This window comes from Rhodococcus sp. NPDC055024 (genome assembly GCF_053608585.1).
The window spans coordinates 190,582-204,717 of record NZ_JBSGVT010000001.1 but is presented as its reverse complement, the minus strand read 5'-3'; the positions used below and the strand labels follow the sequence as shown (position 1 = coordinate 204,717).

Genomic DNA, 14,136 nt, shown 5'->3' with positions numbered 1-14,136 from the left:
ACCGTGGCTGACGCCATGCGAGATGCGTGCATGGCGCGGCTACATGGACGGTAATCAGCGCCTCATGGAGGTTCTCAACCGCGAACTGCAGGATTCACACGACCTGTCGTTGGCCGATTACCGCATTTTGGTCATGCTCTCGGAGTCAGCTGACGGGTCGTTGCGGATGAGTGACCTGGCAGACGGCGTGCTGTCTTCGCGGAGCCGCCTCACGCACCAGATCAGGCGGATGGAATCTCAGGGCATCGTCGTGCGCGACACTTGCGTCGAAGATGGTCGCGGCGTGCTCGCGCGGATCACGGAAGAGGGTAGGCGTCGCCTCGCCGAGGCGGCACCTACTCACGTGGCCGGGGTTCGGAACAATCTGGTCGATTTGCTGACTCCCCAGGAACTGGACGTGCTGGCAGACGTCTTCGAGAAGGTCGACAAAGCCATCGGCGAGCGCTGACTTCTGGAGCCGTTTTCGCGGTCCGTGGGAACACCCGATAGGATCGCCCACGGAAGCGTGGCAGAGCGGCCGAATGCACTCGCCTTGAAAGCGAGCGTGGCGTTAAACCCACCGGGGGTTCAAATCCCTCCGCTTCCGCCAAATGTTCGTTGTTCAAACCCAGTCCGCGCGAAAGCGCGGGCTGGGTTTTTTCATGCCCTATGAAGCGCAGGAGCGGCGAGGAGTCGGATGTGTAGCGAACTTTGCCGCCCTGGGGTCGCCAGGCGAAGCAATGGCTTCGCTACTTCGGTGCTACGTCCGATGTTGCGGCAATCTGCCGGTTCTCGTTGTGCTGTGGTGAACGATCAGCCATTGCGACGCTCGGCGACGAGAGTTCCAGGTGATCGCATCGGGCGGCTGGTGGTCAATTCGATTCCCTCCTTGGCTAGATGGGCTCGTGGTTTGCGCGGCCTCCTTGCGCTTGGTGCCCGAATGAGCTGCGCGCCACCAATTAACTGTTGACCGTTCAACAGGTTTGCGCGGCCATATCGCCAGAGGCCGCGTTGCATGCAATCTGCTGAAATGCTCCGGATCGTGCCTTGTTTGCACGTTTGCTCGACTGTCACCACTGGGCGGGATGGTCCAAGTTTGGTGTCGTTCGCCACATTGGGACGCGACGTCCTCACACGAAGCGGAAATCCCTGTCGAGGTTCCGCTCGGCGGACACATGAATGTCAACCCGGACGGCTCTGTCACCGTCTTCGACGCGGATGGAAACCCGATCTCGGTCGTCGCAGCTCCGTGGGCGTATGACGCCAACGGCAATCCTGTTCCCACCGACTACGAAGTTCGCGACGGCCGCCTGATTCAGACGGTGTACGCCGACGAAGCGACCGCGTACCCGATTTTGGCTGATCCGCCGGAAAAGAAGGCGAAAGCACCCACCTCTGTCGCTTCGAAACAAGTCCAGAAAAATACGAACACCGCCGCACCCAAGCCGAATTCGATGACCTCGCGCACAAGTCCGCAGAAACCGCAGAACAGTGGAAACACGAACTCGGGCAACACTTCCGGAGTCACGAACAGCGGCACCACCGCTGGTAAGTACGCCGGGACCACCACCCAAGGCTCCGCTCCGGTCACGAAACCTGCATCTCCCAATCAGTCACCGCGCACCACCACCAAACCTGGACCGAAGCCCGCGCCGACCTCTCAGGAACAAGCAACGAACCAACTCGCCCAAGCACACGGCGAAGTCCCTCCGGTTGCACCTTCGAAACCCGCGCAACCAAATCAGTCGCCACGCACCACAGCCAGTCCGGGCCCCAAACCCACTGTCAGTCCACGTCAACAAGCTGCGAACCAGCTTGCCGAAGCGCACGGGGACGTGCCTGCCGGGTTCACCGGCAATGTGCCGATCCCGCCAGATCCGAACGCGCCCGACGACCGATCGTTCCCGCAAAAAGTATGGGACACCGCGTGGGGTGTCGGGGAAAGCGCGGTCGACACAACAGTCGATAGTGTCGGAACGCTCGGGGATGCGTGGCGAAATTTCCTAGTAGTCCCCGTGCACGATGCCGCCGTCGATCCGTTCGGGTTCAATCGCGGTCAACGAGCACAACCTTCACCCGAGCATTCCCCGGCTGAGATCGCTGCCGCAGCAGCAAATATCGTCTCCCTCATTCCGATCGTAGGCACAGGAGGCAGAGTCGGCGGAGCTGCCGTGCAAGAAGCGGTGGAGGCTGTTCTGCGGCGCGGCGGAACCGCCGCAGACGCCGAAGCCGCAGGTCGCAGGGCAGCCGCCACCGCCGGTGAGGCCGGGAATAGAGCCCCTAGCGATCCGACTATTCCCGTCGGAGACAGACCGGCCTCGACACCTGTGGGTGGGCGCGGAGATCGCGAAATAAATGTAAAGCCCGGAACCAATCGTCCTGGAATAGTCAACGGTCGTGAATATACGGGGCATGCGTTCGACCGAATGCAAGAGCGCGGCATACTCCCATCCCTGGTTGAACAGGCCATTCGTGAAGGGGTGGCGACCCCGAGCAGAGGAAACACGACCGTGATCTATGATTCGATAAACAACCTATCAGTTATCATCAATGAAACGGGCAGAGTTGTGACCACCTCATTTGGCAATTTATCGGGAAAGTGGAAAACATGACGGATCAATCAATTTACCGCCTGGAAGCTGAGCAGGTTAATCGCGATTATTGTGACGGAAAAATATCCTTGCATGCGCTAGTTGAAATATTCGAGAGGTACGTCAGAGAACGCGAATCGGAGCGTGCATCAGATTCCGAAACCCTGAGGGGGGCCTGGGGTCAAATTGAAATAATGAATGCAATTAACCAGGATGATCCTTCGAATTCGAGCAAAAATGAGTCGGAGGTGCGAGAAGTTATTCAAGAATTCTTGGACTTGCTTCCGTAGTCTCTTTTCTCGGTCCAGGGGCGACTAATCAAGGCAGGCTTTGACTCACTTGCGCGACCAGTGTCATGTCAAGTGACACTGGCCAGCAGTTGCTTATTGTGATGTGGGAGCAGATTAGGATTCGCAGGCTGACGGTTCAGACGTCTTCGCCTTCGAGGGCGGCCATCCATTTGCCCTGATCACCGATCACGACTACCTCGCCTACCGCATCCCAGTGGAACACGACCACATCCTGATGATTCCAGGTAAAACCGACTACCTGTACAGCAGCGTCCAGCAGAAGAGTCCTGTGCACCGACAACACACCCTTCCTCAAGCGGAATCGGCACCATGACCACCTTTTATGCAATTTGTGCGATCACCACAGGGGCTGTGGCGTTGATCGCATCCACGCCCTACGTGATGTACCGCAGTCATGCGAGAACGATCTACTGGAGTTCGTCGATCCTGACCATCGTTTTCGCTTGGCTCACCGCTCCTCAGCGGTCGATTCTCGGACCTGTCCTTTTGTGCGGTTTCGCTGCTGTGTTCGTGGCGTGGTGGTGGACCCCCTTCCTCACGCGAAGGCATCCCACCGGATTCAACGATGTTTTCGGTGCTTGGCTGACACGGGCGCTCTACCGCGAGCAGAAGGATGCACCTCCGGTAAACAGGTACGACAAACTGCACTACAAAGACACTGACCGCCAAGCACGAGATACCGATTCTGACGGAAATCAGGTCAACACCTGAGCCGGCGCGTAGAGCGCTTTGACGTGATGTCCTCAATACCACCCTCGCGCGTACCCGAACAGCTTGTAGTGAGATGCCATGGGAAACAGTACTTTCCACATGGCGGCGTACACGCGCCCGGTTTGCGCAAGCTGTACAGCAACCAGGATGATCGATGGCTCGAAACTGCTCTTCGCGCAGCCCAATTCAGTAGCTGTCAACGCCATCGCGAGCGGTAGTCCTCTTCCCCTAGTCTCTGCAGCTCATCCCATTTTTTTCGAGCATCCGCCGCGAATTGGACGTAAAGCCAGGAACCAATCCTCCGGGAGTGGTCAACGGTCGCGAATACACTGGGCATGCGTTTGATCGAATGCAGAGGCGCGGCAACCTCCCCTCCCTTGTCGAACAGGCAATTCGAAATGGGGTGGCCACCCCTAGCAGCGACGCAACGATCGTATTCTATGATTCGGCAAATAACCTATCAGTCGTCGTTAACGAGGTCGGTACAGTTGTGACGACCTCATTTGGACGGCTAAGAGGAAAGTGAAGTTGATATGACGGGAAACGGAAAATATCGCACTGAAGGCGAGCAAGTTAGTCGTGATTACAGGGAAGGTAAAATATCCTTACAAACGCTCGTCGATATATTTGAGAGTTATGTGGACGCACGTGAATCCGAAAATGCGCCCGATTTCGAGGAATTGAGGGGTGCGTGGTTTCAGATTGAAATAGTAAATGCGGTGCGGTGGGACGATCCCGCGAAGGCATCCAAAAATGAGACGGCAGTTCGAGAATTTATCCAAGAATTCTTGGAATTGCTTCCGTAGTCCTTTTTGTTCGGTCCGGGGACGATTAATCAAAGACGGTCTTGACCACCTCAGCGATGGTCCCGCGCTGCTGTTTTGCTTGCCATTCACCATGCACACGCTGAACCCTGTGGGACCGGATCCTGCTGGGAACAGCGTCACACCATTTCGCACCATGACGGCAGCACCCGTTTCACCGCGGTGGCGGTCACGATGATCGCTATCTCTTTGCGAGTCCACCTCATTCGTTCGCCTCAGGGGTCGGTTGTGGATGCGTTATTACGCAGCGGCACAGGGAATTCCCGCACGCATCGGTGCCCGTTTGCAGTCCTCGCAAAAGTCGTCCGGGATAACGTCGCCTGTTCAACACTCGGCGACGAACGTGGCCACGGGAAACGAAAAATGCTCCGCCCCGCCACAGGAAGAGCGAAGCATCAATTCGACGGCAGAGGGTATTACCAGTTCTGCATGAAGAAGTACTGCTGTGAACCCCTCGCCGGGTTGAGTACGCCGAGAGAAATTTCTCCACCACGGGAGGCTGCTTCGTTGGCGAACTGGTCGAGACGTCCCCAGACGACGTTGGGGCCGCTCTCGAAGCGCGATCCTGGTGCGAGGCGCACGCCGATCTGGGTGGAGTTAGTGATGCTTTCGATCGCAGCGCCGGCATTGAGCTGGCCGAACAATGCCGTCTCGCCCTGGTTCAGCTGCACGCCGATGCGCCCGTTGTCAGCGATCGGAGTAACAGCTGATGCTGCGCCCGCGCCGCTGAGTGCGATGGCTGCGATACCGGCAGGTATCAATGCGGCCGCGGTAATCATCTTGCGTAGGTGCGTCATTCGGCTTCTCCCTCGTCGGTGGCCCACTCGAGTTGGCGCCTCCACGGGCCACTTTGTCTGATTCTTCCGGTAACAGTCAACGACATGTCGCAAACAATGAGCAATCCATTGGGTTGGTTTGAGATGCAGCTCACTACTGGAAATCCGTTGAAGAATAAACTGTTTCAGTGAAACTGCTGGTCAAGATCGAGAATGCCAGAGAAGCGCGCGGGCTGTCGTTACGGTTCCGTTACTGGTAAGTCTGGCTGCGAGAAGGACACGCACTCGGTCACCCAGAAACGCTGCGGCACAGGAATTGTCAGAGCAAGAACCCGCGCAGAGGGTCCTCCGCAGTTGAGCGCCACTGTCAAAGCGGTCTTTCATTCTTCGAGGGCGCGCTGCTTCGGCAGTGGGCTCTCGACTGTCAGAATCGCACGGTGAATACCACGTGGCGACGCTCTCGGGCCGCGCGCTGGAAAAAGTCCGCCACTTCCTGCAACCAGCCCCAGGCGTACCCGCGCTCGTCGGAGCCGTACTCCGGGTTGCGGTCGTCGAGCGGCATCGCGTCGTAGCGCACGCCGAACTCGGATTCGGTGATTTCCGCCAGGTACGAGGAGACTTCGGCGACCCGATCGGGTGCCAGGTAGGTGACGAGTTGGTCGTCGGTGTCGGTGTTGAGGTCTTCGTCCCCCAAGATCACGCCGTAGGCCGGCCAGTTCTCGGACACGCGCTCGTACCCCGTGCTGGAGAGGGCGCACAGGATCGGATCCCACGCCTTGTCCGTGTCGCACGAGAACTCGGATCGGCCCGTCTCCTCGATGTCCTCGACCACAGCGCCGAGTTTGTCGTCGTCGCCGCGCGCGTCCAGAAGTTCCGCTGCCACGCTGTCTGACAGCGCGAAATGCACCCCAAGTTCCATGGCGTGATGCTAACGGCCGACCTTGCCGGCGTCCCGCCGTCACTACAAGACGAATCGCCTTAGGTAACGATCCTGCTCTGCCTCCGGCCGAAGTTACCCATGGTGGGCCTGCTGTCATACATACTTCATCGGTGATTCCGACAAAACGGACCGGCCTTTCTGTTGTATCGCTGGTGATCCTCGTCGTCGCGGGGTTGCTGGTCGCAGCCCCTGCCAGCAGCGCCGAGCCGCCGCCTGACTGGAAATACACAATGGTGGCGTTCAGCAATGCCAGCGACCGTGACATGGATGTCTACGAGTCGGCCGACGGCACCGGCTTTCAGCTCGTCCAGCAGTCGGCGTACAGGCCGCCGTCTGGGCTCGTGCGTGATCCGAGCATCTTCCGGAACACGGACGGGTTGTACTACCTCACCTACACGACGGGTGGTGGGGCGAACATCGGGTTCGCACGCAGCAGCGACCGCATCAACTGGACGCCGCTGGGGAACTATCCGGTTCCGTTTTGCTGCGCCTTGATGCCTGGTACGGGAGATGGCACCGGTTCTGCGAGCCCGCCGGGCTTCTCGGGTTCGGCCGGTTTCAGCGACGGACCGTCGCTGTCACCATTCGTCACCAAGGCCTGGGCGCCTGAATGGTTTGTGGACGGCGATCGCGTCAACGTCATCCTGTCGATGTCGACCGGTGGAGGATTTGTGCCGTATCTGATGACGGCGTTGGAACCGTCGCTCCGGTTGTGGAGCCCGCCTGTTCCGCTCGCCGGGATCGGTGCGGACCACATCGACACCACCGTGGTCAAAGTCGGATCGACCTATCATGCGTTCACCAAGAACGAGACGAAGAAGGTCGTCGAGCATGCGGTCGCTCCGTCGGTGACCGGACCTTATTCGTTTGTCCCGCCAGGGAATTGGGGTTCGCTTGTCGAAGGTCCGGCCGTGGTTCAGTTGCCGAGCGGCGACTGGCGGATCTATCTCGACGCCTATACCGAAGGTAAGTATCTCTACTCCGACAGCACGGATGGGCTGACCACCTGGTCGCCTGTGCAAGAGGTTCCTGGGGTGTCCGGGACTGCACGGCATCTCGGCATCATGAGAGAACCGGCATAACTTTCGACCCCGAGTTGGTAGGGCTCTGATCAAGGACTCCGGTCTTGGTCAGAGCCCTTTCTCGTACTTGCGTACTACTTCTGTGCGTCGTCTGCACGTGTCAGTGATTGACAAGCTAACGGTGCGACGTAAGTGGGTCTTGCGAGTACGCGCCGACCACGAAGTGAACATCTCCGCGTAAACCGTGCAGAGTTGCGCTCCCAGGCCCCGCTCGGGCGCCGTACTTCACGATTGATTGCCAAGTAATGCCTGTTAGTTTCATATTCAAGTACGCGCACTGGCTTGATGCCCGCACTTTCGGCCTCCAGCTGCTCTGAGGCCCGCGAAATGCAGGTTCGATTCGATTTGCCGCACCGTTTCTGAGGGATCTTCTCGTCCGTAAACGGTGACCTTGCTCATAGTGGGACCTAGGTCCTTTTCGCTGCTGATAAGCCTGTCGATATATATCTGTTACCGAAAGTTCACCCTAAATCCAAGATGGGGGAGATGGCGCGCTGGCGGGCAAACAGGACGATTGGTACCGTCCGGTAACTAATTCAGTTAGTTGCCGGCTACCGCTCTGGTTGCTGTGTCACGTGGAGGAGCAGTTCATGTCGATCGAATCGCAAAACGGCGTATCCCATCGTCGATCGAGGGCCGCGGTAGGGCTCGCGGCGTGTGCGGTTGCCGCGCTGGCGTCGGGTGTTGTCTTCGCAGGGAGCGCATCGGCAACGCCAACGGCGTTGGCGGACAAATTCGCGAGCACGGTCACCGATGACGGCTGGTCGTTGGATCTTGCCGCCACGAAACTGTCGGCGAACCCGGTGCCGAATCTGGCGACGACGGCGTTCACCCGTGAGGGGTTCGTGTCGGCGAAGGTGACCGGCACGATCGGCGGTCAGGGTGATTCGGCAGTGAAAACCGGTTATGTCGAGCAGGGGTTGCAGATCGGCTGCCAGATCGATGTCTCCTCCGGACTTGGCTTGGGGCTTGGCTTTTCGCTCGGTCCGTCTGTCGGTGTGAGTATTTCGGGTGTCCCGTCGGCGAACGTGGGTGTGAATGCGTCGGTGAATCCGAGCATCCAGTCGACGATTGCGCCGGGGACCATCACGACGATTCCGTTGGGGAAGAAGGATCTCGAGTCGTCGAAGGCGTCGATCACGGCAGAGAACGTGCACGTGAAGGTTGATGCGTGCATGGGGCCGGTGACGATCCGCTCGTACGCACAACTCTCGGTGTCGACGGCGACGTCCGACAACACGTTGTTCGTGTACTCCGATCCGACCTGGCTCTGACCCGCGCAGCCGTCGTCAGCGCTGCTGGCGACTATTCCCGATCCGCCCAGTCCAGGGGTGATTACTCATCACGCCCACAAAGGAGAAATCATGAAGATTCGTACCTTGACCACTGCCGGAACCCTCACCGCGGGTATCGCCCTGTTCGGTGTTCTCGGCGCCGGCGTGGCATCTGCTGCAACTCCGATCGTCGAACCTGAGCAGGGTCGGATCGGTCTGTCGCTCTCGAATGCGGAAACCGCGGCGTTGGCGGCGAGCCCGATCCCGGACGCCATCTCCGACATCGTTCCAGGCTCGCAGCGGTGGATTGAGCTCGCACCGGGCTCGGCGCTCACCGTCGGCCCCGATGGCAAGCTCAGCGCCCCCGACCGCGTAGTGATCGGCGAGGCCGCTGCCCATGCTGGCGGCTACGTCGATGTCTATCTGGCTGATCCGAACAACCCGGCCAACGCCGGGTACGTCACCCTGACCTACCAGTACTGGAACTGATACCGCGCCCAGCACCGGCGACCCGTTTTCCCCGCTCTCCCTTCCCATTTGGAGTTCCAGTCATGACCGTCAACAACGCCGAACGCCGCAGTGTCCAACCGGAACCCGCTGCCGTCGATAGGAAAGACGTTGCAGACGTTGATGACTGGGATCCGGACAGTGAACTCAGTCCACTCTCCAAGGCTGTGATCGCTACGGCAGTTGGACTGGGGTTGCTGATCGCGGCATTCGCGGTGATCGGGAAGCTCGCCGGCTGGGCGAACGACTACGGGACGATCCTGGTTTACCTGGCGTTCTTCTTGTGGATGTCGATCTCCGGACGGTTGTTCTGGTGGGGCGCAGACAAACTCATCGCGCTATTCCGAACGAAGAAGAGTGACAATCGTGGTGCGCGCCGGTGAAGTCCGGTAGACGACTTCGCCGGACTCTCGCGGGAGTGCTTGCCGCTGGGGCGCTGTTGACCGGAGCGGCCGGAGCGATCGGTGCGGGAATTGCACTCTCCGCCGCTCCGGCGAACGCGACGCCGGAAGAAGACTGCGCGGCGGTGCGGGCACGTGATCATCAGATCTACCTGAATCTCATTGCGTCGCTGCCACCTGGCGCACCCATCCCGCCAGAGATCATCAACCCGTGCCTGAGCGCGCCGTCCACGACGTCGACAGCTGCGCCGACGACCACGGTCGGGCTCCCTGGTGCGCAAGCTCCAGGCGGTGGCCCGAATGTCGGGGCCAATGCTCCGACGAACTTTCCCACGTACAACGGCACCCCCATCGTCCCGGTTCCGACGATCGAGGTTCCGCCCATTGCTTCCGAGGCCCCGGCCTCGGAAACTGGTGTCGGTGCATTCCCCAATGCATCGGCATCAGCGGTTCCCTCACCCACACCCACCCCGGGTGAGGGAACCAACACCGATCGTGGTCCCGGACCGATCCCCGCGGATTCGGATTCGAATATCGCACCGGCCCAAACGGTTCCGGTCCCGGCAGTAGATGTTTCCACCGCCGGGGAGGACTCGGGCCGTGACCGGTATCTCGAACTCACCCTGATCGGCGCTGCGGCGTTCACCGCCGCGGGTATCGGAGTGCGCGGGCGGCCGGGACCTTTCAGCCCCCGCACGCCCGAATCAGTACTCTCCCAGGCGGTCGGGACTGCCGCGTCGCCGTTGACTGCGTACGCACCTGGCGGACAGTCCTCGTTGCGGGTGTTCGATCCGATCACCGGCGGAAGCCGGTTCTTCTTCCTGATCCACGACGAAACGTCGTCGCACGAATCCGTGATTCCGGTGACGGTGCCGCCCGGCGGTCACATGAGTGTCAACCCCGATGGCACGGTCACTGTCTTCGACGCCGACGGAAACTCGGTCTCGACAATCGGTGCCCCATGGGCGTACGACGCCAACGGCACACCCATTCCGACGCATTACGAGATCCGGGACGGGCAACTCGTTCAGGTCGTCGACACCGCAGGCATAGAGAACCTGCTGTACCCGATCCTCGCCGACCCGGAGCTGACACCGGAAGAACGTTCTGCGCTCGAAGCGCAGGCGAACTTCATCGGCCCGATGACCCCGGAGGGCGAACAAGCACGCAGGGACGCACAAAACGTCCTCGCCGCCAACCCCCCGGAGCCGGCAGATTCAGGCCTCGAGCAGCTCATGCTCGGTGACCCTAACTCCGAGGTCTCCGAACCACCGATCACCGAAACAGGAACCGGAAATCCTGTCGGCGACGCAATACTCGCCAATCAAACCCAGGAGCCGATCACTTCGAACATCGGCGGGCGGGACTACACCACAGAACCTGCGGACCCGGCAGATTCAGACCTCGGCCATCTCATGTCCGGTGACCCTAACTCCGAGGTCTCCGAACCACCGATCACCGAAACAGGAACCGGAAACCCTGTCGGCGACGCAATACTCGCCAATCAAACCCAGGAGCCGATCACTTCGAACATCGGCGGGCAGGACTACACCACCGAACCTGTCGTCACTGACACCTCCTTCACGGACGAAAACGGAACCAGCTGGTCTGGCACAGCCTCGAAGGTGCCGAACGTGTGGAGTTGGACGTACACCGACGCGCAGGGAGAGGTTCACGACCTGCAGGTCACCTACGACGAGCAGGGACGTCCCTACCAGGTTTTCGACCATTCCAACTCGGTACTGTCCTTGTACGACTGGGGCACCGGCGAACCGATCCTGCAAGGCGAACCGCAGGCATTGGACTCGGGTGCCGCAATCGACTCGAACTATCCCCAGTACATTGCTGGATTCGTCGTGCCATTGCGTGGGGCTCGTCTGATCAACGGCGCAATCCGGGCCGAAGACCTGATCGTCTCGAACCGGACAACACCGACCCGGCCCCCGACCAGCGCACCGTCCGTTCCGGCGCAGAGTGTTCCCCGTCCGGGTGCAGTGCCACCGCGCGGGATACCCGTCATCGACGGTACCGTTCCACCTGCCGAGCATGATCAACCCTCTGTTCCGTCCGTGAATGAACCTGCACGCCCGGATCCCACGATTCCGGAACCCTCGCAACCCACTTCGCCCGGCGATCCCGATCGTGGCGAGTGGGAACCACCCTCGCCCGGTGAGATTGGTGATCCAGGGCCGAACCTGACACCAGGGATTTCTACCCCGGACGTTCCCTCGCCAGGTCACGTCGAGGAACCGAGTGTGCCGACTCTGCCCGATGTCGGTCAGGTACCGGTGAATCCGGATGCTCCCGGCGCTCCACAGCAACCCGGCCCACCGGAATTCGACCCCTTAGCCACCGATCCGAGCACCATTCCCAGCCCCGGCGTCATCGAGGATCCGACGCAGCGACCCGCGGTCACGATGCCTCCCACGCAGCCTGACAGCCCGGAAGGACCAGGGGTTGAACAGGATCCGTTGTGGTGGATGCCGTTCGCCCGAGAAAAACCACCGCAACTCGCGCCCGGCGAAACACCGCCGGACGTCGTGGAGGTCGAGGGAGTGGGCCCGTTGGATCTGCGTACGTTGCAGTCCAGGATCTTCGGTGATCGGGATGGTACCGATGTCGGGGTGTGGGGTGATGCAGGCGAAGGCGGCCGGTACGACGCCGCTCTGAGGTTGAGGCCTTCTAGGGTATTTCAGGAACTCGTCACGTTGGTGGACGGCAGCTTCGCCTTCATCCTGCCGTTCGATGCCGGGAAGAACGGTGAGCTTAAATTCGACGGTTGGTTCCCGGACATGAATGTCATCGTCGATGCGAAACACATCTACGACTTCATCTTTGATCGGAACGGTGAACCTTACGAGACGGACTTCCGGGGCCGTGTTTGGCAAAAAGATTGGCCCAAGACCGCTCAGGCGCAGCTCGCTGCTCTTGCGCAAGCGGGTATGGACGCGGAGCTTGTGTGGGTGATGGTCAACGAGCAATACGCTGAACTCGCCAGAGCAGGCTTCAGGTTGGCGAATGTCGTCGGTGTCACGGTGGAGACTATTGCGCAATGGTTGGAAAGGACGGGGCGATGAGCTTTTTCGGGCGGCGGCCGACGGTAGCCGGATATTGGGGCACGCGGGTGCAGTCGAGTCGGGAGGTGGCGCTGACGATGCGGGCTTTCCTCGATGATCTGGAAGCGATCAACCCGGGGTTGGCGTTGCCGTGGGTCTCGACTGCCGAGTTCGACAAGGTGCCAGCAGATCTCAGTGTGGACGGGTTGGTGCGTATCTTCGAGCATTCCCGCTCGAAGGAGATGGGGTATTCGGACACCCCGGGGCCGGGCTACGACGTCGACTTGTCGCCCGAGGACGGGACCGCGCGCCGGGTCGGTGCCTGGGTCGGCGGGCTGGAAACCAGTGCTCCCAACAGTGTCCGGGTGTCGTTGCCGACGGAGAAGCAGCTCACCGACAGCACCCGGCAGCTGCTCGGCGCTGACATCGGAGACGCGATCATGAAAGTTATCGTCAAGCATTGGGAACCGGATCGGGCTCGGTGGAGCATCGGCGACTACTACGACCTGCAGAACCCCGCTAGAGGTGAGGTCGAGGTGGGATGGGAGACGTACTTCCATTCCCAGATCGCGGTCGACCGCAGCAAACTGCCCCAATCTGCGGTGGTAGAGGAGTTGCCCACTGGCACGTTGATTCGGTTGGGGGGCAAGCCAATGGAGGTCGCTGCCGCCGACATCGTGGCGGTGCGGGCGGCGTTGGGTTACCCGGTGTAGCGCCAGAGCCTGTTCGGATTGGTCGATCGTCTTCGAGCAGGAGTGACGTTGTCTGCTTCATCTTTACGTCGCGATCCGACGTCCGGATTGACCTTGAAAGTCATGGCGCGAAAGGGGCCGCCGGAAGCCGAATCGGTCACCGCGGCGCTGGCAGCGCGGTCGCTGCAGTTCCTTCGAGAGCTTGACCCAGTCTTTGACGTCGACATGTATCGCTCCGTGAGGAATGGCCTTCCCGACGGCGTTACGGTCGAGCAGGCGCTTGCATCGAATGGTGGACGGATCCTCACGCTTCAGGCAGAGGACTCCCTCGAAGCCGCAATGATCGAGAGCAGAAAGTCTCCTGATGCCGCAGTCGGGATCTACCCACTCTCATTCGGGCATCAACTCAGGTTGTTCACCGACAACGGAAACATCGAAATTCTCATCGGATTCGGGGCACGGCAGGAGCAGGTTCCTTACTCTGCACCTTCATCTGGCCGTACCCAGGGGGCTTCGCCGATGAATCTCTGACCTCACTGTCATTGAAACTCGTCCAGGGCATGGCCGATATCTGGGACGCTCCCACAGCCGTGCTCTACCGGGATGCGGAGCTCACACCTCAGTACAACGTGCCCGGCGACGCGACGGTGGGCAGTTGCACCTACTTCGGCCCTGAGATGCCGATCAACGAAACGCAGATCCCACCCACTGTCGAAGCTTTTCCGTACAAGAAAGGAACGATCGTCATCCAGCATGATCCACGCGCCCCGTTGGTTGCCGACGATATCCGAAGCATCCGTGCAGCAGCCGGCCTGCCGACCGAACGACCGGAGGTTCACGCTACCGAAAGGCTCGCGCCGGCTGTGACACCAGAAGTTACGGCCAAGCTCACGTCCGCAGGTGATGGCGTTCTTAAGAACAAGCTGCGCAGATAATGGAGGGAGTGTTCGACGAGGTCATCGGGCTGGAAAACACCGGCATCATCATATTTG

Annotated in this window: 14 protein-coding genes and 1 tRNA gene; 12 read left to right on the top strand and 3 right to left on the bottom strand. The window is 60.3% G+C overall.

The features are described 5' to 3' along the window. The first annotated feature begins 22 nt into the window (after nt 1-22). The 3 genes from ACWF6P_RS00990 to ACWF6P_RS00980 all read left to right on the top strand — a co-directional run bounded on the left by ACWF6P_RS00990 (nt 23) and on the right by ACWF6P_RS00980 (nt 2,591). Complete coding sequence (locus tag ACWF6P_RS00990) at nt 23-448, top strand: MarR family winged helix-turn-helix transcriptional regulator (protein ID WP_020968140.1); 426 nt, start codon at nt 23-25, stop codon at nt 446-448. Between the two features lie 51 nt (nt 449-499). Next, a tRNA-Ser gene (locus ACWF6P_RS00985) sits at nt 500-589 on the top strand. Between the two features lie 565 nt (nt 590-1,154). Then, nucleotides 1,155-2,591, top strand: a complete 1,437-nt coding sequence (locus ACWF6P_RS00980) for a hypothetical protein (RefSeq protein WP_452619640.1) — start codon at nt 1,155-1,157, stop codon at nt 2,589-2,591. Nucleotides 2,592-2,996: 405 nt separating this feature from the next. Here the strand turns inward: ACWF6P_RS00980 and ACWF6P_RS00975 are convergent, their stop codons facing one another. Then, nucleotides 2,997-3,155 carry a hypothetical protein gene (locus ACWF6P_RS00975; protein WP_452619639.1) on the bottom strand — a complete coding sequence of 53 codons (159 nt, stop codon included), beginning with the start codon at nt 3,153-3,155 and terminating at the stop codon, nt 2,997-2,999. Nucleotides 3,156-3,190: 35 nt separating this feature from the next. Here ACWF6P_RS00975 and ACWF6P_RS00970 point away from each other — a divergent pair, with 35 nt between their 5' ends. After that, entirely contained in the window at nt 3,191-3,592 is a 402-nt protein-coding gene (locus tag ACWF6P_RS00970) for a hypothetical protein (RefSeq protein ID WP_378536630.1), read from the top strand. 1,240 nt (nt 3,593-4,832) lie between these two features. Here the strand turns inward: ACWF6P_RS00970 and ACWF6P_RS00965 are convergent. Both ACWF6P_RS00965 and ACWF6P_RS00960 read right to left on the bottom strand, forming a co-directional pair. Continuing rightward, the gene (locus ACWF6P_RS00965) at nt 4,833-5,213 is read right to left on the bottom strand and encodes a hypothetical protein (RefSeq protein ID WP_452619638.1); all 381 of its coding nucleotides are present in this window, start codon (nt 5,211-5,213) and stop codon (nt 4,833-4,835) included. Nucleotides 5,214-5,616: 403 nt separating this feature from the next. Further along, complete coding sequence (locus tag ACWF6P_RS00960; RefSeq protein WP_019746449.1) at nt 5,617-6,111, bottom strand: DUF1877 family protein; 495 nt, start codon at nt 6,109-6,111, stop codon at nt 5,617-5,619. 251 nt (nt 6,112-6,362) lie between these two features. Between ACWF6P_RS00960 and ACWF6P_RS00955 the strand changes: the two genes are divergently transcribed. The 8 genes from ACWF6P_RS00955 (at nt 6,363) to ACWF6P_RS00920 (ending at nt 14,079) form a co-directional block, all read left to right on the top strand. Further along, a complete protein-coding gene (locus ACWF6P_RS00955) occupies nt 6,363-7,214 on the top strand; it encodes a glycoside hydrolase family 43 protein (protein ID WP_452620423.1) in 852 nt (283 codons plus the stop codon). 590 nt (nt 7,215-7,804) lie between these two features. Then, nucleotides 7,805-8,488, top strand: a complete 684-nt coding sequence (locus ACWF6P_RS00950; protein WP_452619637.1) for an MspA family porin — start codon at nt 7,805-7,807, stop codon at nt 8,486-8,488. Between the two features lie 90 nt (nt 8,489-8,578). Beyond that, nucleotides 8,579-8,977 (top strand): hypothetical protein, encoded by a 399-nt coding sequence (locus ACWF6P_RS00945; RefSeq protein ID WP_452619636.1) that lies wholly within the window; start codon nt 8,579-8,581, stop codon nt 8,975-8,977. 62 nt (nt 8,978-9,039) lie between these two features. Continuing rightward, on the top strand, nt 9,040-9,378 hold the full coding sequence (locus ACWF6P_RS00940; RefSeq protein ID WP_378642899.1) for a hypothetical protein: 339 nt from the start codon (nt 9,040-9,042) through the stop codon (nt 9,376-9,378). Beyond that, the gene (locus ACWF6P_RS00935; RefSeq protein WP_452619635.1) at nt 9,375-12,473 is read left to right on the top strand and encodes a hypothetical protein; all 3,099 of its coding nucleotides are present in this window, start codon (nt 9,375-9,377) and stop codon (nt 12,471-12,473) included. Before ACWF6P_RS00940 ends, ACWF6P_RS00935 begins: the two co-directional genes overlap by 4 nt. Further along, on the top strand, nt 12,470-13,165 hold the full coding sequence (locus tag ACWF6P_RS00930) for an Imm52 family immunity protein (protein ID WP_452619634.1): 696 nt from the start codon (nt 12,470-12,472) through the stop codon (nt 13,163-13,165). Before ACWF6P_RS00935 ends, ACWF6P_RS00930 begins: the two co-directional genes overlap by 4 nt. Before the next feature lie 48 nt (nt 13,166-13,213). Beyond that, on the top strand, nt 13,214-13,675 hold the full coding sequence (locus ACWF6P_RS00925) for a hypothetical protein (protein WP_452619633.1): 462 nt from the start codon (nt 13,214-13,216) through the stop codon (nt 13,673-13,675). 29 nt (nt 13,676-13,704) lie between these two features. Then, entirely contained in the window at nt 13,705-14,079 is a 375-nt protein-coding gene (locus ACWF6P_RS00920) for a hypothetical protein (RefSeq protein ID WP_452619632.1), read from the top strand. Nucleotides 14,080-14,136 lie beyond the last annotated feature (57 nt).

Excerpts from the sequence above, each read along its gene's own strand:
- ACWF6P_RS00990 (WP_020968140.1), top strand. The coding sequence starts at position 23 with ATGCGTGCATGGCGCGGCTACATGGACGGTAATCAGCGCCTCATGGAG.
- ACWF6P_RS00980 (WP_452619640.1), top strand. The coding sequence starts at position 1,155 with ATGAATGTCAACCCGGACGGCTCTGTCACCGTCTTCGACGCGGATGGA.
- ACWF6P_RS00970 (WP_378536630.1), top strand. The coding sequence starts at position 3,191 with ATGACCACCTTTTATGCAATTTGTGCGATCACCACAGGGGCTGTGGCG.
- ACWF6P_RS00965 (WP_452619638.1), bottom strand. The coding sequence starts at position 5,213 with ATGACGCACCTACGCAAGATGATTACCGCGGCCGCATTGATACCTGCC.
- ACWF6P_RS00960 (WP_019746449.1), bottom strand. The coding sequence starts at position 6,111 with ATGGAACTTGGGGTGCATTTCGCGCTGTCAGACAGCGTGGCAGCGGAA.
- ACWF6P_RS00955 (WP_452620423.1), top strand. The coding sequence starts at position 6,363 with ATGGTGGCGTTCAGCAATGCCAGCGACCGTGACATGGATGTCTACGAG.
- ACWF6P_RS00950 (WP_452619637.1), top strand. The coding sequence starts at position 7,805 with ATGTCGATCGAATCGCAAAACGGCGTATCCCATCGTCGATCGAGGGCC.
- ACWF6P_RS00945 (WP_452619636.1), top strand. The coding sequence starts at position 8,579 with ATGAAGATTCGTACCTTGACCACTGCCGGAACCCTCACCGCGGGTATC.
- ACWF6P_RS00940 (WP_378642899.1), top strand. The coding sequence starts at position 9,040 with ATGACCGTCAACAACGCCGAACGCCGCAGTGTCCAACCGGAACCCGCT.
- ACWF6P_RS00930 (WP_452619634.1), top strand. The coding sequence starts at position 12,470 with ATGAGCTTTTTCGGGCGGCGGCCGACGGTAGCCGGATATTGGGGCACG.
- ACWF6P_RS00920 (WP_452619632.1), top strand. The coding sequence starts at position 13,705 with ATGGCCGATATCTGGGACGCTCCCACAGCCGTGCTCTACCGGGATGCG.